This window comes from Bacillus nitroreducens, assembly GCF_964021195.1.
The window spans coordinates 326,610-352,281 of record NZ_CAXHYI020000003.1 but is presented as its reverse complement, the minus strand read 5'-3'; the positions used below and the strand labels follow the sequence as shown (position 1 = coordinate 352,281).

24 protein-coding genes, 2 pseudogenes and 1 riboswitch are annotated in these 25,672 nt (G+C 37.1%); of the genes and pseudogenes, 20 read left to right on the top strand and 6 right to left on the bottom strand.

Annotated features, from left to right (window positions below; genetic code table 11):
* Positions 1 to 18 precede the first annotated feature (18 nt).
* The 3 genes and pseudogenes from ACWPVE_RS05495 to ACWPVE_RS05485 form a co-directional block, all read right to left on the bottom strand.
* Positions 19 to 378: a Lin0512 family protein gene (locus ACWPVE_RS05495; protein WP_453991429.1), complete on the bottom strand. Its 360-nt coding sequence runs from the start codon at positions 376 to 378 to the stop codon at positions 19 to 21.
* Positions 379 to 462: 84 nt separating this feature from the next.
* Positions 463 to 1,244 (bottom strand): annotated as a pseudogene (locus ACWPVE_RS05490) (alpha/beta fold hydrolase).
* An 87-nt stretch (positions 1,245 to 1,331) separates the two neighbouring features.
* Positions 1,332 to 2,774 (bottom strand): PQQ-dependent sugar dehydrogenase, encoded by a 1,443-nt coding sequence (locus tag ACWPVE_RS05485; protein ID WP_453991427.1) that lies wholly within the window; start codon positions 2,772 to 2,774, stop codon positions 1,332 to 1,334.
* A 211-nt stretch (positions 2,775 to 2,985) separates the two neighbouring features.
* Between ACWPVE_RS05485 and ACWPVE_RS05480 the strand changes: the two genes are divergently transcribed.
* A complete protein-coding gene (locus ACWPVE_RS05480) occupies positions 2,986 to 3,558 on the top strand; it encodes a hypothetical protein (RefSeq protein WP_453991425.1) in 573 nt (190 codons plus the stop codon).
* Positions 3,559 to 3,925: 367 nt separating this feature from the next.
* Positions 3,926 to 5,233 (top strand): branched-chain amino acid transport system II carrier protein, encoded by a 1,308-nt coding sequence (gene brnQ / locus ACWPVE_RS05475; protein ID WP_453991423.1) that lies wholly within the window; start codon positions 3,926 to 3,928, stop codon positions 5,231 to 5,233.
* Positions 5,234 to 5,329: 96 nt separating this feature from the next.
* On the opposite strand, the gene ACWPVE_RS05470 is transcribed toward brnQ, so the two are convergent.
* From ACWPVE_RS05470 to ACWPVE_RS05460, 3 genes are read right to left on the bottom strand one after another with little or no spacing between them, the layout of a single operon-like run.
* A complete protein-coding gene (locus ACWPVE_RS05470; RefSeq protein ID WP_453991421.1) occupies positions 5,330 to 6,103 on the bottom strand; it encodes a hypothetical protein in 774 nt (257 codons plus the stop codon).
* The gene (locus ACWPVE_RS05465; RefSeq protein WP_453991419.1) at positions 6,100 to 6,972 is read right to left on the bottom strand and encodes an ATP-binding cassette domain-containing protein; all 873 of its coding nucleotides are present in this window, start codon (positions 6,970 to 6,972) and stop codon (positions 6,100 to 6,102) included. Before ACWPVE_RS05465 ends, ACWPVE_RS05470 begins: the two co-directional genes overlap by 4 nt.
* Complete coding sequence (locus ACWPVE_RS05460; RefSeq protein ID WP_453991417.1) at positions 6,973 to 7,347, bottom strand: GntR family transcriptional regulator; 375 nt, start codon at positions 7,345 to 7,347, stop codon at positions 6,973 to 6,975. It lies immediately after the preceding gene.
* 283 nt (positions 7,348 to 7,630) lie between these two features.
* Here ACWPVE_RS05460 and ACWPVE_RS05455 point away from each other — a divergent pair, with 283 nt between their 5' ends.
* The 18 genes and pseudogenes from ACWPVE_RS05455 (at position 7,631) to ACWPVE_RS05370 (ending at position 25,616) form a co-directional block, all read left to right on the top strand.
* Entirely contained in the window at positions 7,631 to 7,828 is a 198-nt protein-coding gene (locus ACWPVE_RS05455; protein WP_453991415.1) for a hypothetical protein, read from the top strand.
* 412 nt (positions 7,829 to 8,240) lie between these two features.
* Positions 8,241 to 8,876: pseudogene (locus tag ACWPVE_RS05450) on the top strand (transposase); the annotation flags it as partial.
* A gap of 5 nt (positions 8,877 to 8,881) precedes the next feature.
* Positions 8,882 to 9,133 carry a transposase gene (locus ACWPVE_RS05445; RefSeq protein WP_453991413.1) on the top strand — a complete coding sequence of 84 codons (252 nt, stop codon included), beginning with the start codon at positions 8,882 to 8,884 and terminating at the stop codon, positions 9,131 to 9,133.
* A gap of 152 nt (positions 9,134 to 9,285) precedes the next feature.
* On the top strand, positions 9,286 to 9,861 hold the full coding sequence (locus tag ACWPVE_RS05440) for a hypothetical protein (RefSeq protein WP_453991411.1): 576 nt from the start codon (positions 9,286 to 9,288) through the stop codon (positions 9,859 to 9,861).
* 357 nt (positions 9,862 to 10,218) lie between these two features.
* The gene (locus tag ACWPVE_RS05435) at positions 10,219 to 11,469 is read left to right on the top strand and encodes an MFS transporter (protein ID WP_453991409.1); all 1,251 of its coding nucleotides are present in this window, start codon (positions 10,219 to 10,221) and stop codon (positions 11,467 to 11,469) included.
* A 495-nt stretch (positions 11,470 to 11,964) separates the two neighbouring features.
* Positions 11,965 to 13,086 (top strand): ABC transporter ATP-binding protein, encoded by a 1,122-nt coding sequence (locus tag ACWPVE_RS05430; RefSeq protein WP_453991407.1) that lies wholly within the window; start codon positions 11,965 to 11,967, stop codon positions 13,084 to 13,086.
* A gap of 74 nt (positions 13,087 to 13,160) precedes the next feature.
* Positions 13,161 to 14,027 (top strand): carbohydrate ABC transporter permease, encoded by an 867-nt coding sequence (locus ACWPVE_RS05425; protein WP_453997376.1) that lies wholly within the window; start codon positions 13,161 to 13,163, stop codon positions 14,025 to 14,027.
* A gap of 2 nt (positions 14,028 to 14,029) precedes the next feature.
* Positions 14,030 to 14,839, top strand: a complete 810-nt coding sequence (locus tag ACWPVE_RS05420; RefSeq protein ID WP_453997374.1) for a carbohydrate ABC transporter permease — start codon at positions 14,030 to 14,032, stop codon at positions 14,837 to 14,839.
* Positions 14,840 to 14,880: 41 nt separating this feature from the next.
* Positions 14,881 to 16,245: an extracellular solute-binding protein gene (locus tag ACWPVE_RS05415; protein ID WP_453991405.1), complete on the top strand. Its 1,365-nt coding sequence runs from the start codon at positions 14,881 to 14,883 to the stop codon at positions 16,243 to 16,245.
* 126 nt (positions 16,246 to 16,371) lie between these two features.
* Positions 16,372 to 17,226: a glycerophosphodiester phosphodiesterase gene (locus tag ACWPVE_RS05410; RefSeq protein ID WP_453991403.1), complete on the top strand. Its 855-nt coding sequence runs from the start codon at positions 16,372 to 16,374 to the stop codon at positions 17,224 to 17,226.
* 262 nt (positions 17,227 to 17,488) lie between these two features.
* Positions 17,489 to 18,742, top strand: coding sequence for a hypothetical protein (locus ACWPVE_RS05405; protein WP_453991401.1), 1,254 nt, complete (start codon positions 17,489 to 17,491; stop codon positions 18,740 to 18,742).
* A gap of 44 nt (positions 18,743 to 18,786) precedes the next feature.
* A complete protein-coding gene (locus ACWPVE_RS05400; protein WP_453991399.1) occupies positions 18,787 to 19,584 on the top strand; it encodes a hypothetical protein in 798 nt (265 codons plus the stop codon).
* Positions 19,574 to 20,065, top strand: a complete 492-nt coding sequence (locus ACWPVE_RS05395; RefSeq protein ID WP_453991397.1) for a DUF5381 family protein — start codon at positions 19,574 to 19,576, stop codon at positions 20,063 to 20,065. The genes ACWPVE_RS05400 and ACWPVE_RS05395 overlap by 11 nt, the downstream gene beginning before the upstream one ends.
* 190 nt (positions 20,066 to 20,255) lie before the next feature.
* Positions 20,256 to 20,771 (top strand): hemerythrin domain-containing protein, encoded by a 516-nt coding sequence (locus tag ACWPVE_RS05390; RefSeq protein WP_453991395.1) that lies wholly within the window; start codon positions 20,256 to 20,258, stop codon positions 20,769 to 20,771.
* A 151-nt stretch (positions 20,772 to 20,922) separates the two neighbouring features.
* Positions 20,923 to 21,023, top strand: a riboswitch (SAM riboswitch).
* A 548-nt stretch (positions 21,024 to 21,571) separates the two neighbouring features.
* The gene (gene ltrA / locus ACWPVE_RS05385) at positions 21,572 to 22,855 is read left to right on the top strand and encodes a group II intron reverse transcriptase/maturase (RefSeq protein WP_453990256.1); all 1,284 of its coding nucleotides are present in this window, start codon (positions 21,572 to 21,574) and stop codon (positions 22,853 to 22,855) included.
* Positions 22,856 to 23,013: 158 nt separating this feature from the next.
* Positions 23,014 to 23,202, top strand: coding sequence for a YezD family protein (locus ACWPVE_RS05380; RefSeq protein WP_453991393.1), 189 nt, complete (start codon positions 23,014 to 23,016; stop codon positions 23,200 to 23,202).
* A gap of 190 nt (positions 23,203 to 23,392) precedes the next feature.
* Positions 23,393 to 23,935, top strand: coding sequence for an NADPH-dependent FMN reductase (ssuE, locus tag ACWPVE_RS05375; protein ID WP_453991391.1), 543 nt, complete (start codon positions 23,393 to 23,395; stop codon positions 23,933 to 23,935).
* Positions 23,936 to 24,230: 295 nt separating this feature from the next.
* Positions 24,231 to 25,616, top strand: a complete 1,386-nt coding sequence (locus ACWPVE_RS05370) for an LLM class flavin-dependent oxidoreductase (RefSeq protein ID WP_453991389.1) — start codon at positions 24,231 to 24,233, stop codon at positions 25,614 to 25,616.
* Positions 25,617 to 25,672: the final 56 nt, after the last annotated feature.

Below are 25,672 nucleotides of genomic sequence, written 5' to 3'. Positions count from 1 at the left end.
ATTTTTTTATCAATAAATCTAGTATCCAACTTCAACTGATGCGACAACGATATACATTAAATCATTTTGATCGCCTTTTTCTTCAATCATGATACCACTTGTTGTTAACATACCGCCATCCATCACTTCCACTGATTTTTTCCCAAATGGAATCGTCGCTTTAACTGCCTCGATATCAAGCAATTCTTTATCACAAGGAACAGCTAGTTTTACATTTACAACCATATTATCTAAGCTATTTCCCGGTAGCACAGAGCGAATACCTGGCATTGAATTAAAGTGAATCGCATTCTTCACAGCACGAACAGCGGCTTTTGTGATATCTTGGCCGTGAACATCAATTCCCATCCCAGTTTCAATAAACATCAATTTCTCCATTATAGACACTCCTTATTGGTTAGTCATACAACCTATTTTACCAAAAAAAGAAGTGCTTAGCTTTCCTTATTAGTTGTAAAGATATCAATTAGAAAATTGTAATAGCAGCTGATTAAGCTTGTCACGTTCCTCCCAGAATGGACCATGCCCACTATATTGGAATGGAACAAGCTGTGAATTTCTTATTTTTTGATGTAGTTCCTGAGCTTGTGAATAGGGGATCACTTTGTCATGAATACCGTGAATGATTAGTACAGGGACTACAATTTTGTGCAAATCTGGAGTGAGATTTTGATCTCTTAATAATTCAATTATCGCTGCAGTAGACCACCCAGCTGCTTGAAGTCCCAATTGGAAAAACCAATCTGAGAAAGGGGGGAAACATACTGAAAGAAAAAGGTGTCCATAATTTCACGCAGCATCTTAGGCCGATCATTTAGTGTCGCATCTAAAAGGTGAGCAGCTGTCTCTTTTGTAAACCCAGTAGGGGCAGCTGCATCAATCAGAGCAAGCTTTGAAACCCCGTATCCATTGTGCCTAGCCATATAATGAATGGCAATGGCTCCGCCTGTTGAGTGTCCCGCAAGTATGAAATTGTTTAGTTGAAGTATATTCACTATAGCTCGGATATCATCTGCCAGTTGGTCATAATTATAGCCGTTTGCTGGCTTATCTGAATTCCCGAATCCTCTCCAGTCAATTCCAATACACCGGTACCCTTTTGAAGGTAGAACATTAAATTGATATTCGAACTGTTTATGACTAAACGGCCACCCATGTAAAAACACAATGGTTTTTCGTCCGCTTGGGTTTAAATCCTCTACGTATAAATTTACCCCAGGTTCAACATTTACAAAGTACCCCATACCATTCCTCCGTTTCCATTATTGTGGGTGAAGGGATCGCTTAAAAAACCCACATAATTGATAGTAAAAATTGAATCTTCAATTGTGTTATGATGGCAAAATTTCAAAAACCGTACCTTGGTGATAATCAATCACGTTCATCGAGTAATACGTTCCTAAGTATAATCTCGATTGGTTTTGGTTTGACCCTAGGCTAACGTAATATGCAGATTGAGATCCAAAAGGATCATCGGTTTCAATTAGTTGATAATCATTAGGTTTACCGTCTGTTCGTCTTTTGGTATATGCTAGAACCCCTCTAACTGGAGTGAGTGTATCTTCTTTACGTGCAAAATCAGTAAACACAACACTTCCTGTTAAAGCTGATATTCTATTCCCTATATATGCTTGCACTCCTGTAAGTGCAGTTCCCCTAAACGTATTTGGTCGGGAGTCCTGGTGATAATAGCTTGTTAGAGGATGTATTCGCTGGACTGCAGTTTCAATTGTTTCATTGTAATAGGCTATCGTTTTTTCATCTAACGACTGAGTTGTAGAACATTTCTTTAGGATTGTAGTAGGCAAGTCACCTTCCCACCCTCGCCAACCAAGGTTAATAAAGCCGTCTTGATTGGTTGGGCTAGGAGTCTTTCTCTCTATGGTAGAGGGAATCATAGAGCTGGATCCCACAAGTTGATTTACTGGTATTGGTTTATATTGTTTGAATGAAAAAATCGACTCTACTAGTCCCTGTCCGACATTCCCTACATATTTAGTAAATTGATTATGAGATGGTTGAAATGAAATCCCAGGTATATTACGAATCCCTTTAGCCATTACCATAAGTGTTTCTTGAATCGAGACTGGAAGTTCGTCAAAACGTGTGACAACTGGGGGATTACTAATACGTGTATTTTTATCTACATCAATTTCAATAATTTTCCCGCATATCTCCATATCATTTTGGCTCAAATTAAATGGATCATAACCTGAACCACCATCTCCATTTGTAAAAATGAGTTTCCCCGTTTCGGGTGAAAAGTGTAGACTGTTAACACCATTATGATTAGAGAATGGTCTTTTTAAGTTAAGTAAGGTCCGACGTTTTTGCGGCTGACCATTATTTTGTAAAATCCATTCCTCAACTGTATCAATGTGATCATATTGAGTATCTCGATTTCTCCATTTAAGATTTAATGTTTTGGAATTGCATGGGTCAGGAGTAAAGGATTCAGAAAGTGCACCTGGACCTTGTGTTCCAGCTACTGAATAATGAAGATAAAACAAACCGTTATAATAAAATTGTGGATGGAATGCTAGTCCTAATAATCCTCGTTCATCATATCCGCTAGAACCGCCAAGTTTTATTATATTAGAGCGAATATCTAAAAATGTCCGTATATCTGAGTTCCTGACGTAGAAAATCTCCCCCACTTGAGTTGCAATAAATAATGTTTCAGTGACATCACCTGGAAGGATGGTTGTTTTCAATACTGTGGGTAAATTTAACTTCGTTACAATGGGGCGTAAACGAACCTTTACTTTCGCCAAAATAGTTTACCCTCTTTCTAATTGCGTTTGTATAAGAATATGTTACGTGTTTTTTTATTAGTACCCCGGGATCTTTGGAACCTTCAAGGACTATTTTGGAGTACCTTGTATATAACTCAATACATATAATATTGAAAGATTAAGAGTTGAGAGTGGAATCAAAAGATTGGATAAAACCTTCTCAACAAACACCTTTTTAGGGGGATGTTAGGTGCGGTCTATTTACAAAATGCTAAAACCGATGGTTCGGGACAAAGAGTTCATTCCAGTTGTTGAGAGTGCTTCCAAGACGAAGAGGCTTGTAGTTGGTGGATTATTAGGTTCACTAGCCATGCTGCTTCAATCCGCCGGAGTGTTTGCGGGTTTGGGGTATGTCTTAAGCATGATGAGTACTGGTCCGCTTGTGATTGCTTGTCTATTGTCAAGTAGGATAGGGGCAATGACATATGTTGTAACTATAATATTATTGTTTATGTTTCAACCGAGCGAGCTATTGATATTTACATTCACTACTGGTTTATTAGGACTGAGTATGGGTATAGGTTTGAAGTATTTAAAGAAAAACATCATGATTATTTCATTTTCCGCTTTATGTCTGTCACTAGGAATTGCTGTTTTGCTTTACGTCGTTAAATTCTCTATTTTAGGGCCAGCGGTCATGACGGATTTTAATGGCATGCTTTTAATAGGAATCTATCTATTTTCTTTTGTGTATAGTTGGATTTGGTTAAGAATAAGTATTTTTGGTTTTAAAATTTTTGGCAAAATATCAACTCGACGATAAGGGAGATATGGACAGGTTCTTTGTCTTGTTAATATTAGATCAAACAGGACTTGTCTCCATATGGTTTATCTCCACTCTTATGGATAAGCACTACATAACCAGATTCTAAAATTTATTTTATTCATTTGGGAATGATTAATGAGAACGAAAAATGAATTTCTATTTTTTAGAATTATGTGTTATATTTAAAAAATATGTTTAAGTAGATACCAGAAATATGTGCATAAATAGCAAAGTTTATCTGGATATTTCAGAAAAGGGGGAATAGTCAAATTGCCAAAATGAGAATGATATATTCAACGTTTTTCAAGTAAGGCTTATATAGTAGAAAAATAGTTACATAAAAAAGAGAAGGACTGAGAGAAATATGAACAAACCTCTAAGAGATAGCATAATTATTGGACTTGCATTATTTGCAACATTTTTTGGGGCAGGGAATTTAATTTTCCCACCATTACTAGGGTTACAGTCGGGGACAGATTGGTTTAGCGGAAGTATTGGTTTCATTCTTTCAGGAGTCTTTTTCCCAATCATAGCGATTTTAATAATTGGTTATGCTGGGGGAACTGTAAATCAACTGACTCAAAAAGTACATCCTAAATTTTCACAGTGGATACTACTAGGTATCATGTTATTTTCAAGTTTTATTGCGATCCCAAGGACAGGAGCTGTAACCCATGAATTAGGTTTTCAGGCCATTTTCCCATCTATTCCAGCTGCACCGATTTTCATCATTTTCTTTGTGTTAACTTATTATTTTGTGAATGACAGGAATAATGTAATTGATAAAGTAGGAACTTTTTTAACTCCTGCATTAGTTGTCATTTTAGTTGCAATTATCATAAAAGGAGTCATAACGCCAATTGGCCAACCAATTGACACAGATATTTCAAGTAGTTTTGTTAATGCTTTTCTTGGCGGATATCAAACAGGGGACTTATTAGTAAGTTTTATGGTTGCAAGTGTGTTTATTTCACATATTGTTGGAAAAGGGTATACGTCTGAAAAGGCAAGATATAAAATGACAGCATTTGCTGGACTTGTTGCTTTTATCTTTCTAGTTCTGATTTATTCGGGACTTTTATATTTAGGTGCTTCTGTTAGTGAGATGTATCCACAAAATATAGACAGAGCCGAATTATTATTAGGGATTGTAGAATCGATCTTAGGTAAAACTGGTCTTTATGGATTAGGGATTGTGGTGGCATTAGCATGTTTGACTACTGCGATTGGCTTGACCACAGCTGTTGCTCAATTTTTTGATAATTTAACAAATGGAAAGTTAAGTTATAAAACAACAGCGGCCATCGTATGTGTCCTTGGCATTGCCATTGCTTTATTAGGAGTAGATCGAATCGTATTTATAGCCACACCGCTTTATTTGGCAATCTATCCAATTTGTATCGTGGTCATCTTGGTGGGGATCTTCCATAGGCATTTACCAAACACTGCCTCTTATCAAGGTGCCGTGCTATTAACAGTGATCATTAGTGTAGCAGAAGCTGTAACATCAGCCGTAAATATCCCATTTTTATCACGTTTAATTGGAATGATTCCGTTAAGTAGTAATGGATTTGCATGGTTAATTCCAGCGGTAATTGGTTTCATCGGTGGTGCAATAATTGGAAGTTTTAAAGAAAAGGAGAAAGCGACAAAACATTCGGTAGCTAATTAAGTCCGATCCTTGTAAATAAAGGTTTCTAAACTAAAACACACGTCCCACTACTCAATTCTTAAAGGAGGTAGGCGACGTGTGTATTAGGTTTTATACCTACATTTTTATAGCCACTCTTTTTGTCATGAAACGAATTATCCAAATAGATAGTAGAATGAGAACAACTATTCCTAAAATTGCGATGCTGAACGGAAGAAAATCAAGCATGGAATACCAACCTGGTATAGGTAATTCAAGAGAGATTCTAAGTAGAGTATCCTTTAACATTTTTATATTAAGCCCGATAAAAATAAACCCTATACTGACTGCAACATCAAAACGATAGAAACTGGAGCCTATTAACCAGCCAATCAAATAATTCACAAAAATGTTGAGACTAAGTACTACGATTGCAAGTATCCAATTATTTTGAGGGTCGACGTATGGAGAGATGATCGCTGACTGTATAATATCTCCAATGATATTCCCATCAAGATCTACATTATTTATGGTTTGTTCCTTATAACTTAGGCCAACGATATTTAAAATGAACTTTTCTAGAACTGTTATGATCATCGTGATGATGGGAATGACGATGGATATGCCAATAGAAGCTAATACAGTTCCCTTAAAATAATCTTTTCTTGTCACACCATTTCCTACAAAATGTGGAAGAAAGTAAATAGAAAGTATGCCTAAAACAAACATGTAGATACCGCCAGCAACAAAGAGAGAATTAAAAAATCCTTCCGCAAGATTACCTTGATTTCCTGCGATGATCAGTTTAACAATGTTAACGATAAGCATGATTCCTAAAAAACCAGCTGTCCAGATTAATTGGACCATAAACATATCGGTAGCAACTTTTGGGAAGTTTGCTGTTTGTTTCATCCTTCGATTCCTCCTTGCGTTAAATGAACAAATAAATCATGTAAGGAAACTGGGGCTATTTCTAGTCCTTTGTCGAATGCAGTCTCTCTCTCTCGTTCACTAAGTTCTCCATAAATCGTGACCGATTTTGTATTTCCTAGTTGTCGTACATTTATCTGTTTCATTGAACGCACAAATTCATTAACCAATTCTACATCTCCAGTAATCGTAGCTCCTTTGGAGAGAAGTGAATCCACTTCTTCTTGGAGTAGGATACTGCCTTCGTTTATTAAAATCACTTCATCAAATAAATAATCCATTTCGGATACAAGATGAGTTGACAAGATAATCATTCTTGGATGTTTTTCCTGTTCCGCCAACAGTTCTTTATAAAAGATTTCCCTGGAGGGTGCGTCCATTCCTAGATATACCTCATCGAGAATCGTAAGAGGTGCTCGACTCGCTAACCCAATAACTACATTTAAAGAAGATTGCATTCCCTTTGAAAATTGCTTAATTGGTTTCTTTTTGTCAAGATTAAATCTCTCTACAAGTTGAGTAGCATAGTCCATGTCAAAGTTTGGACGATAACGTTGGACGTCTTTAAGCATATCTATCACATTGTCAGATTCATCTTTATAATCCTTGTTATACAGAAAGGCAACTTGTTGCATAATGTTAGGATTTTCAAATGGAGTCTCACCATTAATGGTAATCGTTCCAGAAGTGGGTTCACGGAATGATGCCAAAATAGAGAGAAGAGATGTTTTCCCAGCCCCATTTCTTCCTAGCAATCCATATATTTTATTACCATTTAACTCAAATGAAACATCTTTAAGTGCTGAATGATTCCCGTATTTTACTTGAAGCTTTTCCGCTTTTACATTCATTTACGTCTCACGTCCTTTTACATTTTTTATATACTCAATCATTTCATTTTCCGTAATACCTAACTTTTTGGCTTCACGAACTAATTTGACAACATAATCATCTATAAAAGTTTCCTTTCGTTTTTGAATTAATTTTTCTTTAGCACCTGGTGCAACAAACATCCCAATACCTCTTTTCTTAAAAAGAATACCTTCTTCAACCAGTTGATTCACACCCTTAGAAACGGTGACATGGTTAATCTTGTAAAAAGTAACGAGTTGATTTGTTGAAGGGGCTTGATCTCCTTCTTTTAACTGGTTATTTAAAATTTGGTCCTCAATCTTTTCACGTACCTGCAAGTAGATAGGTTTATCCTGATCAAATGTTTTCTTCATAAGTATCGCCTACTATTCGTTATATACTTAACTGGTTATATAGTTATGTATATAACCATAAAGGTTATTCATAAAAATGTCAATAGGTTTATACATTGTTTTCTCGAATAGGATAATAATGGAAAATTATGGAGTGTTGCATCCTTGGGGGCACAGTAACAAAGTGGGTAAAGGGACAGTGAGCAATGCAGCGGTAACGCATAAATGGATGTAGAGTTTGAGCACACTAATATTTGAGGGAAATGCGAAGTATAAAGTTTTTCCCCACAAGGAGGTGTGAAACTTGGCTGAAAATAAACGAAATCGTGAAGATGTTACTGCTGGTGAAGCACTTGGAACAGGTACTGGTGCGGCAGCGGGTGCAGCCGTAGGATCTGTGCTAGGTCCACTTGGCACAGTAGCAGGAGCCATTGCTGGCGGTGCCATGGGCAAAAAAGTCGGTGAAGGCGCTGAAGAGGCTGTCGATCAAGAGGAAAAATAAAATCTCCACTTACTTAATTTACCTTCTACAGAATTAGACCCTAGGAACAAACTGGGCTAAATGTTTTTAGTAGGTAAGAAATAATCAAAAGGGGCTGTCCAAAAAGTCACTGAAAAATGACTTTTGAGGACAGCCCTCATTTTTTGTTTTTTTGGTTTACTAAAAAATCTGGTGTTGATTTCCGCTGCAGGTACTCGCTTTCCGCGGGCGGTCCGGGAGCCTCCTCGTCGCAAGCTCCTGCGGGGTCTCCCCTGGCCACGCTTTTCCCGCAGGAGTCTCGTACCTTCCGCTACAATCAACAAGGTTACAAAATTTAATAGTATTGACTCGTAACTTTTAAAAAAACACACAAAAAAATCATCCTTTTTAGTAAAATGAAGTTTTAGGTGATCGTAATAGTTATTCTAAAACGGACAAAGATGCCACCTTCATGCGTATGAAAGAAGATCATATGAAAAATGGCCAACTTAAGCCAGGATACAACGTACAAGTAGGAACAGAAAACCAGCTTATTCTATACTATACAATTCATCAACGCCCAACAGACACTCGGTGCTTCATCCCTCATATGGAGAAACTGGCAGCTTCTTCTTTACCAATACCCAAAACGGTTATTGCCGATGCAGGATATGGTAGTGAGGAGAATTATGTTTACGCTGTCGGAGATGAGAAAGAGCAACGATTCGAGTTTCTTATTCCGTATGGAAGCTATGTACAGGAACAAACCCGTAAATATAAAAAAGACATCAAAAACGCAAAAAATTGGACTTACGTGGAAGATGACGACTATTTTATTTGCCCGAAAGGAATGAAAGTAACGTTTAAAAAATACCTGAATAAAAAGAATAAATCTGGCTACGAGCAAAGTTTCAAAATATATGAATGTGAAGATTGTACCGATTGTCCACTAAAAGCACAATGCACAAAAGCAAAAGGGAATCGTCAGATTCATTGGAATACGATTTTTGAAGAAATGAAAGCCAAGGCTAAAACAGCCCTTGAATGTGATGAAAAGTCGCTATCTACGCTCAACGTAAAGTTGAAGTAGAAAGTGTGTTCGGTCACATCAAGGGCAATAGGTCGTTTCGCAGATTTTCTCTGCGGGGGCTCGACAAAGTATATGTTGAGTTTGGAATTGTGGCATTAGCCCACAATATATTGAAAGTAGCAGGCATACGCCAGCTGCTTTCAGTGAAAAATCGAAAAAAAAAAAAGGCAAGGGAGAAAAACGGTCATTTTTCTCCCTTGCCTTTTTTTTTAGGACTTATCGGACAGCCCCTTTTTTATCTTTCCATGAATAATTGAAGATTTGTTTGAAATAAGACCATAGGCTTAGATAAGATTTAGTCTCAAGTTGGTTAAAAACAATCCTTAGCCTTTGTATGATTATCTTAGATTTTAAATAAAGACATGAGTTTTCAAACGACTGTATAAATAGGGCTAAGGGGAGTATGACTATGATCGAAAAGAAGGTGTATATACTTTTAACAGATACAGGTACAATTTTCACAAAAATGATTAAACTATATACTAAAAATCCATATAATCATGCATCAATCGCTTTTGACTCAGAATTGTCGGAGGTTTATAGTTTTGGTAGAAAGAGTGCGAGGAACCCATTTATTGGTGGTTTTGTTAGCGAAAATGTGAAGAAAGGTTTATTTAAACGAGCAGACTGTGCCCTCTACTCGATTACAGTAAATGAACTAGATGTGCAAAAAATGAGACAATATATTAACGAAATACAGGCGCAAAAAGATGATTACCGTTATAATTTTTTAGGCTTATTTGGATTCTTATTTAATAAACCACTGAAAAGATCTAAGGCTTTTTTCTGTTCACAGTTTGTTGCATCTGTACTAAACGAATGTAACGAAATTAAATTTGACAAACCACTATCACTCATTGCACCTAATGATCTCAAGAACATAGAACCACTACGATTTGAGTATGAAGGGAAACTTTCGAATTATCCGACGATACAGGTAGAAGATACACAACGGAAGTGGGTTCCTTTTCCGACCACTTTTTGACATATAACTTTGGACAAATGACCTGTCATTTTATTTCCAAAAAAGTGTTTGTATTTAAGGCGAGTTCCTGATATTATAATAAAGATTAATATGAAATGGAGGTTTTCTTTGTGACAGCTTCAATGAGATTGCGATTCCTAGCTTCATCCGTTAACTGAATACGATGAGAGCTCTGCCTACTTTGGAGAGCAAATGGGATTAGTCTGTCTAATTTTAAGAAAACCTATATTTGACGGTTATTTAAAAAAAGAGGGGGCAATAATTCCCTCTTTTTTGTTGTCTAAAAATATAGTTAGGCAAAAACGAATAAATGTAGGTGGAAAAATAAAAAACTAAATAGAAATGAGTTGTTACTTTATGAATACGGTAGAACATAAATTCAAGGAGAAGTGGCTTAAGAATATTATTCTGTTTTTAAGTAGCCAGACGATTTCCTTATTCGGATCGTCTTTGGTTCAATATGCTATTATGTGGCATATCACTTTATCAACAGAATCTGGATTAATGATGACGTTGTTTATCATTTGTGGGTTTATTCCAACCTTTATTTTGTCACCAATTGCTGGAGTGTGGGCGGATCGCTATAACCGTAAAATGTTGATTATCTTAGCAGACAGCCTTATTGCAATCGCAACATTAGTCCTTGCTATTCTCTTTTTAATGGGATTTGATTCAATCTGGCTACTCTTTGTAATGGCAGCGGTTCGTGCTTTTGGAACTGGAATTCAGATGCCAGCTGTGGGTGCAATTTTACCGCAAATTGTACCGAAAGATAAACTAACGAAAGTGAATGGAATAAACGGTAGTATTCAAGCGATTATCATGTTTGTGTCTCCGCTAGTTAGTGCTGCATTACTTGGATTGACCTCGATTGAATACATCTTTTTTATTGATGTTATTACTGCAGCCATTGCGATCTTTACATTACTTTTCTTCCTAAAGATTGCTGTGCATGAGAAGGCGGCAGCAGCACAATCAACAAGTTACTTTGGTGACTTTAAAAAAGGTTTACAATATGTGAATAACCATGCATTTCTGAAGAGATTCTTCATCTTCTTTGCTATTTTCTTTGTATTAATGGCTCCGGCCTCATTTTTGACGCCACTACAAGTTGCTCGAAGTTTTGGTGGTGACGAAACGGAATTAGCTGCTATTGAAATTGCATTCTCCATCGGCATGATGATAGGAGGAGGAATCATAGCTTCCTGGGGAGGATTTCAAAATAAAGTCAAAACAATGGCCTTTGCCAGTGTCATAATGGGAGCCTGTACATTTGCACTCGGTATCGTTCCTAACTTTTGGATTTATTTTGCCTTCATGGCGTTTTTCGGTGTAGCCATGCCGATATTTAGTACTCCTGGTACCGTGTTATTACAGGAGAAGGTAGAAGAAGATTATTTAGGTAGAGTTTTTGGGGTAATGGGTATGATCTCAACCTCAATGATGCCGCTTGGAATGCTGATTTTCGGACCAATTTCAGATTATATTAAAATTGAATGGCTACTAGTAGGAACGGGAATATTTATTATCTTACTTGCTATTTTTATGGGAAGAAATAAAGTGCTAATCGAAGCAGGGAAACCTGTAATGAAGGAAGCAATAGAATAAAGATACAAAAGGACCTGCCCTTAGGATTTGCTTATCCTAAGTGGGAGGTCCTTTTGTATAGGACATTTTTTGGAAGGGGCGTGGACAGGTACCGCGTCCCTCTTTTTGTGTTTAGGAAATTATAAATTAGAATATTTACGTCTAGCACAAGCCCCCTCGAGGTTAGAAGTCAGTCCGTCAAGAAGGTCAAAGAACACGTCTTTAGCCGTATCGTCTTATCTTTATCGGACTTACATAGGACAAGGAAGGATTCGAGAGCGTTAGCATCGCACGAAAGCATTTACGAGGATGTTTCACTTTCAAGGCGCTTCCCGCATTTGTTCTTACAGTCAGATTTTTCAAATGCCACCGAAGGTCTATTACTTGAGTTGAGTGTTTGTAAAGGTACGTTAAGTATTTCAATTAAATGTTAATGTTTGTCAATTTTCTGTAAATCCGCTTTTTTTTCACCTTGAATATGTTTAAATAGTTTTGTAATTAGAAAGGAGGCTGGCCATGAGTCGAGTTGAGTTGGCTGACATTACGAAATCATACGATAAACAAAAAGATGTTTTAAATGGGATTGATGTTTCGATAGAGGAAGGTGAATTTTTCGTTCTTGTCGGACCTTCAGGTTCAGGTAAGAGTACGTTGCTTCGCATGATAGCAGGGCTTGAAGAGATTACTGGAGGAATCCTCAAAATTAACGATAAAGTGGTAAATCATCTACCACCAAAAGATCGAGATTTATCAATGGTCTTTCAGAATTACGCATTGTACCCACATTTAACAGTTGAGCAAAACATTCTGTTTGGTTTAAAAGCCAAAAAAGTGGATAAACAAGAACAACAAAGAAGGTTAAAAGAAGCAGCTGAGATGTTAGGGTTAAGTGAATTATTAAAGCGTAAACCAAGGGAGCTATCTGGAGGTCAGAGACAGCGTGTCGCATTAGGACGTTCTGTTGTCAGCCATGCCCCATTATGCTTAATGGATGAGCCGTTATCTAATTTAGATGCAAAACTTCGTGCAAATATGCGGGTTCAAATTAGAAGGCTACAAAAACGCCTTGGGTTAACCATGATTTATGTAACACATGATCAGGTTGAGGCGATGACAATGGGTGACAGGATTATGGTACTAAATGATGGGAAAATTCAACAAGTAGGTAAACCAATCAACTTATATAATGAACCAGAAAATCTATTTGTTGCATCATTTATCGGTTCACCCAAAATGAATTTAGGGAACGCTGTGTTGTCAGATGATTTAACACAGTTAATCATAGAAAATCAATTAATTATAAACGTAGATCCAATGATGGTAAGGGATTTACCAAAAGATCGAAATCTAGTGGTTGGCATTCGAGCAGAGCATTTATTTTCTGGTATGGAAAAAGATGAACATATTTCATATTTAGAAGCTGTGAATGTTGAACAATTAGGAAATGAAACATCCATTGCATTCGATGTTGGAGATGAATTATGGACTGCAAAATGGCCAGGACAATGGAATATCCATTATGGGCAAATGATTCCTGTACAAATCATGCCTAAATATCTACTATTCTTTGATGGCGATACTGGTAAATTACTAAAATCTGCTGAACTTGGGAAGAAGCAAGAGGTTGTAGCGGTATGAGTACAGTTAGTCCAATCATTGAAAAGAAAGAAGATTTTGCAGCTCAAATTAATAGAGTAAAAAAACAAAAACGGATGACAGGCTTACTTAAAGGGATTTTATTTTTATTACCTTCTATTATTTTGTTTGGTGTTTTTGTGTTTTACCCCCTGTTTAGGACTATGTATTTGAGTTTCTTTTTGACAGATGCAAAAGGTGCTACAACAGTATTCGTTGGTCTTGAAAATTATGTTTATATGTTCTCAGATCCTATTTTTCTAAAAAGCATTAAAAACACGTTTCTGTTTGTCATTTATACGGTACCTGCAACAGTCATCATTAGTTTATTTTTAGCGGTCATTTCGAATGAAAAGCTTAAAGGAATTGGCTTATTTCGCACAATTTTTACATCAACGATGGGAATTTCAGTTGCGGCAGCTTCCGTGTTTTGGCTCTATTTATTTAATCCAACCATGGGGTTATTAAATCAAATACTTGAAGTCTTTGGTGCAGAATCGATTGGATGGCTTACAAATCCAAAGTGGGCCATGATTGCTATTGCCATTACAACGATTTGGATGAATATTGGATTTACGTTCCTCATATTGTTAGGTGGCCTACAATCGATTGATACTTCCTTATATGAAAGTGCTGAAATTGAGGGTTCGGGTTATTTTTATAAGTTACGTAGAATTACAGTTCCGATGCTTTCACCCACATTGTTCTTTGTTATAACTGTATCAATTATTAATTCATTCCAAACGTTTGGTCAAATTGATATTTTAACACAAGGCGGACCTGCAAATGAGACGAATTTAATCGTATATTCCATTTACCGTGAAGCATTTGTGAATTATCAGTTCGGATCGGCCAGTGCTCAGGCTATTGTGTTGTTCATCCTCATTTTATTGATGACAGCATTGCAATTTAAGCTTGGGGAAAGGAGGGTCCACTATCAATGATGATGTCAGTGGGAAGAAAGGTCATTTTCTATGTACTATTGATAATTTCAGCGGTACTTGTGGCAGGTCCAGCAGTAATGGCAATTGTGATGAGTTTTATGACAAACCAAGATATTTTAACGGCGAGTATGCCGACCACATTGTCATTCGATAATTATGTGGCTGCTTTTGAACGCTTTCCATTATTTAATTTCTTACTTAATAGTTTCATAGTGTCCGTTGTGATTATGCTTGGACAATTGGCGCTATCGAGTCTAGCTGCATATGCCTTTGTGTTTTTGGAGTTTAAGGGACGAGATGTATTATTTTATCTTTTTATAGCGACAATGATGGTCCCATTTGAGGCATCGATTATTCCAAACTTCCATATTATCCGAGATTTAGGTTGGATAGATAGCTATGCTGGATTAACGATTCCGTTTTTTGCAACAACTTTTGGAACATTTTTATTGAGACAGAATTTCAAACAAATTCCAAAGGAATTAAGAGAAGCAAGCCATATTGCAGGGATTGGAGATTTTAAATTTTATTTAACAGTTGTATTACCAATGTCAAGGACTAGCTTAGTTACATTAGGGGTTTACGGGTTTTTAACGTCATGGAATATGTATCTATGGCCGTTATTAGCTACCACTAATGATACAGTTCGAACTGTGCAAATTGGCTTAAAGCAATTACAAACACAGGAACAATTAAATGATTGGGGTGTCATTATGGCAGGGGCTGTAATCGTGATTATTCCAACATTGATATTACTATTCCTTGGACAAAAGAAACTACAAACAGGTTTAACAGAGGGAGCTGTAAAATAACAGATTCCTCGAAATTATATTAATTTAAAGGAGCAATAATAATGAAAAAAATCATGATGATGCTTGCGCTAGGTATTGTTTTACTATTAGCAGCTTGTGGTGGAGACTCTACATCTGGAGATAGCTCCAATAACACGGGATCTGATAGCAATTCAGGTTCTGAAGATAAGAGTGAAAAACAGGCTGTTACCTTCTGGCACTCTATGGGAGGAGCGGGACAAGAAGCATTAAACAGTATTGTGGAAGACTTCAATAACTCACAAGACGAAATTCAAGTAAATGCGGAATATCAAGGTACATATGATGAGTCATTGACAAAATTTAATGCTGTTGCTGGAACAGATAGTGCCCCGACTATGATTCAAACGTTTGAAATTGGAACAATGTCGATGATCAATAGTGGAAATATCAAACCGATACAAGATTTAATTGATGCAGATGGTTATGATATGAGTGGATTAGAAGAAAACATTGTTAATTACTACTCATTAGATGGAACATTTTATTCAATGCCTTTTAACTCATCAACACCAGTGATGTATTATAACAAGGATGCTTTTGAAGCAGCAGGATTAGACCCAGAAACACCACCAGCAACTTATGAGGAAATCGAAGCAGCTGGTAAAGCAATTGCTGAGTCGAATCCAGAAATGAAAGGCTTCGCTTTACAAGCATATGGTTGGTTATGGGAACAATTATTAGCAAACCAAGGTGCATTATTACTGAACAATGACAATGGTCGTACAGAAACACCAACTGAAATTGGTTGGACAGAAGAAGAAGGAAAATCTATTTTTGAATGGGTTAAACATATGGTAGATAACGGTACATTTGCGAATTATGGAACAAATGGGGATAACATGGTTGCTGGTTTCTTAGCAGGTGACGTAGCAATGTTCTTACAATCATCAGCAAGTGCGAGAGATGTAATCGATAATGCTCCTTTTGAAGTAGGAATTGCGTTCCTTCCACATCCTGAAGATAAGGAACGAGAAGGGGTAGTCATTGGAGGAGCTAGTCTTTGGATGATCGATGGAAAACCAGAAGCAGAAACAAATGCTGCATGGGAATTTATGAAATATTTACAAACACCTGAAGTTCAAGCAAAATGGCATGTTGGGACAGGCTACTTCGCAATCAACCCAGATGCATACGAAGAACAACTAGTAAAAGACGCACATGAGGAAAAGCCACAATTACGCGTAACTGTAGAACAATTACAACAAACTAAATCATCATTTGCTACACAAGGTGCATTAATGGATATGCTTCCACAAGGAAGAAAAGTAATGGAAACAGCTCTTGAATCAGTATACAATGGCGGGGATGTTGATGAAGCCTATAACACTGCTGTTGACCAATTTAATAAAGCAATCGAACAAGCTAATAAAGCAAGAGCGAAATAATTTGGATGGGACGCGGGGGATAGGTACTGCGTCCCATATTTTTCCTAAAAAATCTATCTTGGTCACATAGATGTGACGTTGCGTAGTCTATTGACTTAGAAATCATATCGAAAGGAAGGACTTAGGATGACAAAAATTTATGGGCACCGCGGAGCTAAGGGAAGCTATCCAGAAAATACATTACTTAGTTTTAAAAAAGCAATCGAACAGGGTGTTGATGGATTGGAACTAGATGTCCATTTGACAAAGGATGGAGAAGTTGTTGTGATACATGATGAGGCCCTGGACCGCACGACAAACGGTTCTGGTTGGATTAAAGATTTGACCTTGGCTGAAATCAAACAATATAGTGCTGGAAAGAAGTTCACTCATCTTGATAAATACGAAAAATCTTGGGATAGCGAGCAAGTCCCAACACTACAAGAGGTTCTAGAGTTATTGGCTCCGTTTCAAATCGAACTTAATATAGAACTAAAAACCTATTTAGAACCTTACATTGGAATTGAGGAGAAGATCCTAAAAATTGTTGAACAATATGGAAGGGAGCAAAATGTAATTTATTCTTCGTTCCATTTGCCTTCGATTTTACGAATAAAGCAGCTTGCTCCGAGTGCCCAAATAGCTTGGTTACTGAATGATGGTGTTACACTTCCGCATGATTATATTAATATATTAGATCTGGAGGCTTTACACCTCAATAAATCAATTCTTTTACCGAATAAAGAAATGTTTCAGCAACTGCAACAATGTAACAAGCATTTTCCGATGAACCTTCAAGTAGAGGTAGAACATATTTTGAATAAGCTGGTAAATGTTGACTATGAAACATGTTTGCAAGGTCTTCACGATAAAGTGAGGGTTTGGACAGTCAATGAGCCACATGAAATTGAGAAATTAGTAAGGAAACAAGTTGAAGCCATTATTACGGATTTTCCAGAAAGGGCCATCCTCATAAGGAATGAGCAGATGAAACTAGTATAGTTTGTGGGACACGGGTGAAGAAACCGTGTCCCATTATTCTTTTACAATAATGATTTAATGCTCCTGTAAAAAAGAGACTAGACTAGGAGATTTATCCTAATAATTACTTGGAAGTAGGTCGAAGAGATTATTTCTTCAATGCTTACATTCTTTTATAATTGAAATATTATGGAAAGTTTTTCAAACTACAATAAATTAGGAAAGAAAGTCAGTAAGACTACAGAGATATATTCATTCATTTAAGTAAAGGAAGTGAAATAAATTGTCCTCTAAAATTGTGTTTAAAACCAATGCAGTAAATAGTACAGTTGGCGATTTAACTAGTGTTCGAACAAGACTATCGAGTACACAAAATAGTATTGCAACAATCCGAGCTAGCATTGATCCGCAAATTTTAAGTAGAAGTGGAATAGCATCTAGATTAGCTGGAGTTAATCGTGATCTAGAACACGTAGAGAACATGGTAAATCGGGTCAAGAATTTTACATCTAGTGCAGTCGCAAAATACTCTTCAGCCGAAGGGCAGGTCAACAGACAAGGTCAAGCACTCATTGCAGACTCTAATCTAATAAAACAGGTACTAGATGCACGTATGCCAAGTGACTTATATGAGTTTTACAATAATACAGTAGGTCGAATTGGGGATCTTATGCACGGCCTCCAATATTCCGCAGGTGCTGGAATCATGCACCTTCTCGGATTCAAATACACCCAAATGGACGGATTACTACGTAGATTTGACCTTGTTGACGATGTGTTAGTTGGAAAGTATAGAATTCCAGTAGGTAATGTAATAAAAGGGATCGAAAATTCAAAGTTTCACACGTTAGCAAGATTAATGGTTAGTCCTTATGGAGCTCTTAGATACGCAGATAAACCCCTATCAGAACTCATTTATAAGAAGTTTTCAAGTTTTTTTCCAACAGATATTGCGAACTTCGGTAATAGTGTAACGAAATTGAAAGAGGCTCTTAGACAGAACGGGTTAGGATTTTCAGTTGTCAAAGAACATGCTGGAGGCATTTTAAAAAATGGACTAAAAGTGGTTAAATCAAACGCCATTTTAGCAGGTGTCATTACGGCTGGAACAGAGACAGTTGGTGCAGCTCTTAAAATCAGTGAAAACTATTCCATTTATGGTGGAGATATTGAGAAATTGAAAGAGGAAAATGCAAAAGTGGTCGGTGAAGCGACATGGAAAACAGGCGTTGTAACAGCTACATCTGTTGGAGGAGCGGTCGTTGGAGGTGCTATAGGTTCTCTTGCTGGGCCAGTGGGAACTGTTGTAGGTGCCACGGTCGGAGGCTTTATCGGAAGTTGGGCTGGAGATATCATCGGAGGAAAAACGTCTGGCTGGGCACAGGATGTTGCTGTTAAATTTAAAGATCAAATTCATACAGTTACGGAGGGCGTTCGTTCAGGTATTGATAAAGTAAAAGAAGGCTTTGAAGATGTAAAGAACTTTGCTGGAAATTTACTAAGTGGCTCTAAAAAGCTGTTTGGGTTCGGAGGTTAGGAGTTACTTATCGAAACGTCTGAGTAAAGAAATTAGGAGGACTTATGGAACAAATTTCACTTTCAATCGAAGAATTAATTTATTGTTTTTATAGTGAAGGATACTTTGAACAAGGGAATGCACTTAAACAGGTTTATTTTGGAGATCTTGATGACGATAAAATGGATTTATTACTACAAATCACATGTCGCTCACTTTTGGCTAAGAATCTAGTAGATTATCAAAATCATAAATTTACTTTGTCAGACGAATTGGCTCAAATTATTTCGACTTTAAATTATTCGGAACAATCGATTAAAGCTTCACGCCACGCGGCTAATGGTAAAGGAGAGGAACAGTTATCCTTTCACTTTGGGGTAAAGGGCATTATTAAACATGAATTGATGTTTGATGAAATGGTTCATGTGTTTACTAAAGTAACAATGGCGGATGTAAGTAAAACGATATCTGAATACTATTGCGTTCCTGAAAGTTTGGAGACCACTTACAATCCTTTGAAGTTGACACAGTCAGAATTTGAAGAATTACTGTTAGATCTTAACGATAATAAAACTAAATTTGACCAACCATCATTTAAAAATGAAAAGAAACTTTTTAATGATGTGTTAGAAGAGACAGAAGGATTGTTAAACACATTGCTATTTTTGAAATTTGATGAGAACAAAGAGCCGTATGCAACAAATATTGTTATGTTTACTAATCGTGACAAAGATAATTGGATCATTGAAAAAAAGGATGACCAATTTGAAATTCAACCTTGTACCACAAAAAGTATTGATCTCCTCTTAGAAAACAACTTATCTGTTAAGGAACAACGAGAGGAGTCAGCAAATGGAAAATAATATTAAAGTATCTAATGATAAAGTTGAAGTGGTCTATCTATCATCTTGGGCTGGTTGCATGGTATTTGGTAGTGGATTGATGACAGCTGCGGGGTTATTCACGCTTTTTTATATTGTACCAAATACGGGTTTTCTAAGAGGATTTTTTGGGATCATTATTGGCATAATTGCTACATTATTTTTCGGAAGTGTTTTTTTGAGGATTTTATCTGTTGTACTCAACGGAAAGACATTATTTACTGTGGAAGATGGGAAATTGAAAGGTCGGAAAAAAGTTATCCCGATTAGAGAAATTAAAGATATCCACTGGGGCGGGTCTTCATTTAGATATATTTTGGTTAAAACCCAAAATAATAAAAATATAAAGCTCTCTACCTACAATTTAGTCAACGAACAACCAGTAAATCATGTAATTGAAACCTATGTCATTCCGTATGCTAATCCTGAACTCAAGAACAATTGGGAAAAAAGAAAAAAATAGGACATGAGTAGGGACGCACCGACAGGTACCGCGTCCCTCTTTGTGTTTTTCCGAAGTACTTCTAACTTATTCAGATTTCAGCTGAAATCAACAGTGATTCCTATCACATAATCTAGTATCTATTAAGAGTATGCTATTGAAAGAGAGTTTCTTTCATTGCGCATAAATGAGGAAGAAAGATGGGGATGACATGAGTATAGATGACCCAAAAAGAAAATTAAGCGCTCCATTGCAACAATTAATGGACGAACATATTTCGTTAAGGGACGACATGGACCGTTTTTATGAGATTGCTGAAGAAATAGAATATGAATCTGGTCCTAAGGTAGTTGAACAGTTTAATGAATTATATCATCTCGTTTCGGCATTCAATGGTAAACTCGCTAAACATTCTAAACGTGAGGATGATGGCTTGTTTCCAATGATGTCCCGCCACCTTGGAGAAGAGGATCGGACAATTGACACAATGGAGTATGAACACCAAAAGGCAGAACAGCATTTACGAGACTTTCTTGACAAAGCTGATCAAGCAGGAAAATCCATAGATGAAGATGATGCGCAAATAATTACTGTAAATGCAGTCCAAGCTTATGCGACTTTAACTCAACACTTCGCGAAGGAAGAAACGAAGTTATTTCCATTGGCAGATACAATACTTTCGTATGAAGAAAAGGAAGAGCTTGACCGTTTATTTCGAGAAAATTAAAATTGTATGCGATTTGCAAACCCAAGGATTATGGGTCATTGGACCTGTATCTATGTTCGAGTTGAAAAGTTCATAAGAAAGTGATTGACATATATGAAAATTCAGTGTAATTTAAGTACTACAAACATCTAAAAATGAATATTGATTTTTTTTCTTATCCAGAGAGGTGGAGGGACTGGCCCGTTGAAGCCTCGGCAACAGACAATTTGTACTGTGCCAATTCCAGCAAGCTTAAAGCTTGAAAGATAAGAAGAGTGTATTTGAAGTATGTAACTATGCCCTCTTCTTATTAGAAGAGGGCTTTTATGTTCGCCCAGCATGGGCGAACTCTAACGGGTGAAAGTCCCGAGTGCGACCTTGTAGCGGTAAGCACATAGCCAAAAGCAAGGGTGTTCATGGCGACGTGGAATCTGAAGGAAGCTCGAGGCAAACCTCCGGTCTGACGAACAGAAACCATATAGGAGGCAACGTATGAGGATAAGACTGCATAAGAAGTTAAAGTCCAATAGCTACATTAGTTTCATACGTTGTAAATATGGCAGATAGATGGAGGGAAAGAGTTCGTACCTTAACTGGGGAGGTCTCACTAGGCTATACCAAAATCTTATAGAGATATAAGACTGGATAGTGAGAAGTCAGCAGAAGCCGTAGTAGTGAAGATGTCTAATGAAAGTTAGAAGGAGCGAAGGGCTGAACAATTTTATCGTTATAGAAATCTCGATTGGAAGAGGAAATAGACCACTGGCACATAAGCGACAAAGTGGATACCGCCTTCACGAGACAGAAAGGAAATAACAAGCATGTACGAGGAAAAACTACTGGATAGAATTCTAAACAGGGATAATCTTAACCTGGCATTCAAGCAGGTGAAAAAGAATAAAGGTGCAGCTGGTGTAGATGGAATGACCGTAGAGGAATTAGGGGCATATATGGCATTAAATAAGGATGAAATCATCTCACAAATTCGCCAAAGAAAGTATCAACCCTCTCCCGTATTAAGAGTGGAGATTCCTAAGCCAAACGGCGGAGTTAGGCTCTTGGGAATACCAACGGTCAAAGACAGAGTCATCCAACAAGCAATTGCACAAGTACTTACACCCATATTTGATAGGCAATTTAGTGAATATAGTTATGGATTCAGACCACGTCGGTATGCAGAGATGGCTATAGTACAAGCTTTAGAATTTCTAAACGAGGGTCACGATTGGATTGTAGATATTGACCTAGAACGTTTCTTCGACACGGTCAACCATGATAGACTAATGAACCTTGTATCAAAAACAGTAGACGATGGTGATGTCATCTCACTAATTCGTAAGTTCTTAGTGAGTGGAGTACAAATCAACGAAGACTATAAAGAAACAGTCATAGGAACTCCGCAAGGAGGAAACTTATCACCCTTACTCAGCAATATCATGCTTAACGAGTTGGATATGGAACTTGAAAGAAGAGGTCTCCGTTTTGTTAGATATGCTGACGACTGCATTATTATGGTCAAAAGCGAGATGTCTGCGAGACGAGTGATGAGGTCAATTACGAGGTTCATAGAAGAAAAACTAGGCTTGATTGTTAATGCCAGTAAAACGAAAGTGACAAGACCAAATGACCCCTCCATGAAATTTCTAGGATTCGGTTTCTTTAAAGATTATCAAATGGATTTGTACAAAGCAAAACCACATCAAAAGTCAGTAGAAAACTTCAAGTTTAGGTTGAAACAACTAACACGGAGAAACTGGGGTGTTGATACGAAGTATCAGGTTGAAAGAATCAATCAACTAACACGAGGCTGGGTGAACTACTTTAAAATTGGCTATATGAAAACATTGTTAGGTGATATAGATTCACACATTAGAGTACGATTAAGAACTTGCATTTGGAAGAAATGGAAAACAGCCAAAAATCGCAGGAAAAATTTAATCAAACTTGGAATGAACAAACATAATGCATACCAATATAGCCATACAAGTAAAGGAGCAGTCCGCATTGCCTATTCGTGGGTGCTTACTACAACTATAACAAATAAAAGATTAGCCCAGTTTGGGCTAATCTCGTGTAGAGAACACTACATGAAAGTACATGCTTAGTATAAAATTGAACCGCCGTATACGGATCCGTACGTACGGTGGTGTGAGAGGTCGGAGGTTAATCACCTCCTCCTACTCGATTTTTCCAAAATGAACAGATTACCTTACTGGTCAACCAGAGGTAATGAAATATTAGATGACTAACAAGGAGGGGTAACGTGGCGAAACTTGATGAATCGAAAGTGAAACATATTTTGTCTGCCTTGGAGAACCTGGAATTTGGATCAATTGTGATTACCGTGCACAACGGGGAAATTACCCAAATTGATGCAACGGAAAAGAAACGCTTTGCATTGCAAAAATCTACATCAACTCATAATCAACCAATCCATAAAAAAACGATATAAATTGCCGATTAGACAACTAAAGGCATCTTTATTCTATATACGTCCAATCTGACGTTTTAGATAAAGATGCCTTTTTTATTGGACTTTTTTTAATTGGGGTTGAACATAACAATCGATTTAAAGCAGGCAGTACTTAACAGGGCCTTATGTATGTTAAAAAAAATAATAGATAGTAGAAAGGATGATAAAAATGAGTGAAATTATCATTTTGTCAGGAAGCCCTTCAGAAAATTCAAGAACAGATTTGGTTCTACAATATGCTGGTAAAAAGCTTAAACAAGAGGGTTTTACTGTAAAACAAGTATCTGTTAGAGATATTCCATACGAAGACATTTTCAATCTGAGATTTGACAGTCCTGCTCTTGTAGAGCTCACTCACCTTATTCAAGGCGCAGATGGAGTAATCGTCGGCTCACCTGTTTATAAAGCAGCTTACACGGGGGTACTGAAAGCATTACTCGATTTACTTCCTCAAGACGTGTTAGCACAGAAAACAGTATTACCAATCATGACAGGGGGAAGTCCTGCTCATTTACTTGCGATAGAGTACAGTCTGAAACCTCTATTGTCTGCATTAAAGGGGCAAAGCCAACAGGGAGTTTATTTCCAAGATTGCCAAATTGATAAAACGAAAGGAAATAACCCGATTATTGATGTAAATGTTTTAGAAAGACTGAAAAAGGAACTTTATTACTTTGTAGAATCAGTAAACAGAAAAAAAGCTATTGTATGATAGAGTTTTTCGTTGGTCCTGAATGTTCCAGTGGTGTGCTTGGAATGTCATTTATGGAAATTTGTAAGTCCAGAATTTCTCTTAGATTTGTTCGAAAGGTCTTTCATCTAGGGCGACGAAGTCCCGGCTGTCTTTATGATGAGCGACACAATTAAATATCTTTGAATATGAGCGAGAACAAACTTCCACGACATTTGATACCAGTTAAGAAACACTGTAACTAGCCAACTCAGCTGGCACAAATACGTAAAGTTTATTCAATATAAAAACATTTTTTTAAAAGGAGCTACCTACAATGACAAAGAAAAGAATCTATTTAAATGCGTTCGATATGAACTGTGTTGGACACCAATCTCCTGGTTTATGGTCACATCCAGAGGATCAATCTCACCGTTATAAAGATAGCGAGTACTGGATAGAGCTTGCAAAGATTTTAGAAAAAGGGAGATTTGATGCCATTTTTCTTGCAGATGTACTTGGGACCTATGATGTTTATCAAGGTTCTAGAGATGCTGCTGTTCGTCAAGGTGCACAGTCACCTGTTAATGACCCATCACTTGTTGTGCCGTTGATGTCAGCTGTAACCAAACATTTAGGGTTTGGTGTAACTGCTTCTGTCACTCATGAGCATCCATATACATTTGCTCGTCGTATGTCAACACTCGACCATATTACAAAAGGGCGTGTCGGATGGAATATCGTCACATCATATCTGAAGAGTGCTGCTGTTAATATGGGGCTAGAAGATCAAATTAAACATGATGAGCGTTATGACATTGCTGATGAATATTTACAAGTTTGCTATAAATTATGGGAAGGAAGCTGGGAGGATGATGCGGTTTTACTAGACAAAGAGAATCGAATTTTTGCTGACCCAAGTAAGGTTCATGATATCAACCACGAAGGGAAGTATTTTAAGGTCCCAGGTGCCCATTTAAGTGAGCCATCACCACAAAGAACGCCTGTACTTTACCAAGCGGGAACTTCGTCTAAAGGTCGTACTTTCGCTGGAAAACATGCAGAATTAATCTTTATTGGTTCACCAACGAAGAATGCAGCGAAACATTCTGTGAAAAAACTACGTGAAGAAGCTGTAAAGGCTGGAAGAGCACCAGAGGAAATTAAAATACTAGCTTGCATTACTCCGATTGTTGGGAGAACAGAAGAAGAGGCACGGGAAAAGTTTAATGATTATCAAAAATATGTAAGCTATGAAGGAGCACTCGCACTCCTAGGTGGCTGGACGGGTATTGATTTTTCAGAATATGGTCCAGATGAAAACCTTAAGTATGTAAAAAATGATGCGATTCAATCAACAGTAGAAAACTTTACAAAAATTGATTCAGACAAAAACTGGACGATTGAAGAAATTAAAAAATACACAGGAATTGGTGGCTTAGGTCCTGTAACTGTTGGAAGCCCTGAACAGGTTGCAGATGATTTAGAAAGTTGGGTAGATGAGACTGGTGTTGATGGATTTAATATTGCATACGCTATTACACCTGGTACCTTTATCGATTTTGTAGAACTAGTCGTTCCAATTCTACAAGAAAGAGGCCTAGTCCGAAAAGAATATGAAGGTGACACATTACGAGATAGCTTATTCGGAAAAGGCAATCAACTACCAGCTCACCACATAGGTAAACAATATTCAATTTCTAAAGCACTCACAGTAAAATAACAGCTCTTATGATTCTTTAACAGTAACCAAACGAAATTTTTCCGTCCCATTTAGCT

Bases quoted from the DNA above. Each gene is read 5' to 3' on its own strand.
- ACWPVE_RS05465 (WP_453991419.1), bottom strand. From the start codon at position 6,972: ATGAATGTAAAAGCGGAAAAGCTTCAAGTAAAATACGGGAATCATTCA.
- ACWPVE_RS05460 (WP_453991417.1), bottom strand. From the start codon at position 7,347: ATGAAGAAAACATTTGATCAGGATAAACCTATCTACTTGCAGGTACGT.
- brnQ (WP_453991423.1), top strand. From the start codon at position 3,926: ATGAACAAACCTCTAAGAGATAGCATAATTATTGGACTTGCATTATTT.
- ACWPVE_RS05410 (WP_453991403.1), top strand. From the start codon at position 16,372: ATGACAAAAATTTATGGGCACCGCGGAGCTAAGGGAAGCTATCCAGAA.
- ssuE (WP_453991391.1), top strand. From the start codon at position 23,393: ATGAGTGAAATTATCATTTTGTCAGGAAGCCCTTCAGAAAATTCAAGA.
- ACWPVE_RS05420 (WP_453997374.1), top strand. From the start codon at position 14,030: ATGTCAGTGGGAAGAAAGGTCATTTTCTATGTACTATTGATAATTTCA.
- ACWPVE_RS05470 (WP_453991421.1), bottom strand. From the start codon at position 6,103: ATGAAACAAACAGCAAACTTCCCAAAAGTTGCTACCGATATGTTTATG.
- ACWPVE_RS05425 (WP_453997376.1), top strand. From the start codon at position 13,161: ATGACAGGCTTACTTAAAGGGATTTTATTTTTATTACCTTCTATTATT.
- ACWPVE_RS05415 (WP_453991405.1), top strand. From the start codon at position 14,881: ATGAAAAAAATCATGATGATGCTTGCGCTAGGTATTGTTTTACTATTA.
- ACWPVE_RS05370 (WP_453991389.1), top strand. From the start codon at position 24,231: ATGACAAAGAAAAGAATCTATTTAAATGCGTTCGATATGAACTGTGTT.
- ACWPVE_RS05435 (WP_453991409.1), top strand. From the start codon at position 10,219: ATGAATACGGTAGAACATAAATTCAAGGAGAAGTGGCTTAAGAATATT.
- ltrA (WP_453990256.1), top strand. From the start codon at position 21,572: ATGTACGAGGAAAAACTACTGGATAGAATTCTAAACAGGGATAATCTT.
- ACWPVE_RS05495 (WP_453991429.1), bottom strand. From the start codon at position 378: ATGGAGAAATTGATGTTTATTGAAACTGGGATGGGAATTGATGTTCAC.
- ACWPVE_RS05440 (WP_453991411.1), top strand. From the start codon at position 9,286: ATGATCGAAAAGAAGGTGTATATACTTTTAACAGATACAGGTACAATT.
- ACWPVE_RS05430 (WP_453991407.1), top strand. From the start codon at position 11,965: ATGAGTCGAGTTGAGTTGGCTGACATTACGAAATCATACGATAAACAA.
- ACWPVE_RS05395 (WP_453991397.1), top strand. From the start codon at position 19,574: ATGGAAAATAATATTAAAGTATCTAATGATAAAGTTGAAGTGGTCTAT.
- ACWPVE_RS05400 (WP_453991399.1), top strand. From the start codon at position 18,787: ATGGAACAAATTTCACTTTCAATCGAAGAATTAATTTATTGTTTTTAT.
- ACWPVE_RS05390 (WP_453991395.1), top strand. From the start codon at position 20,256: ATGAGTATAGATGACCCAAAAAGAAAATTAAGCGCTCCATTGCAACAA.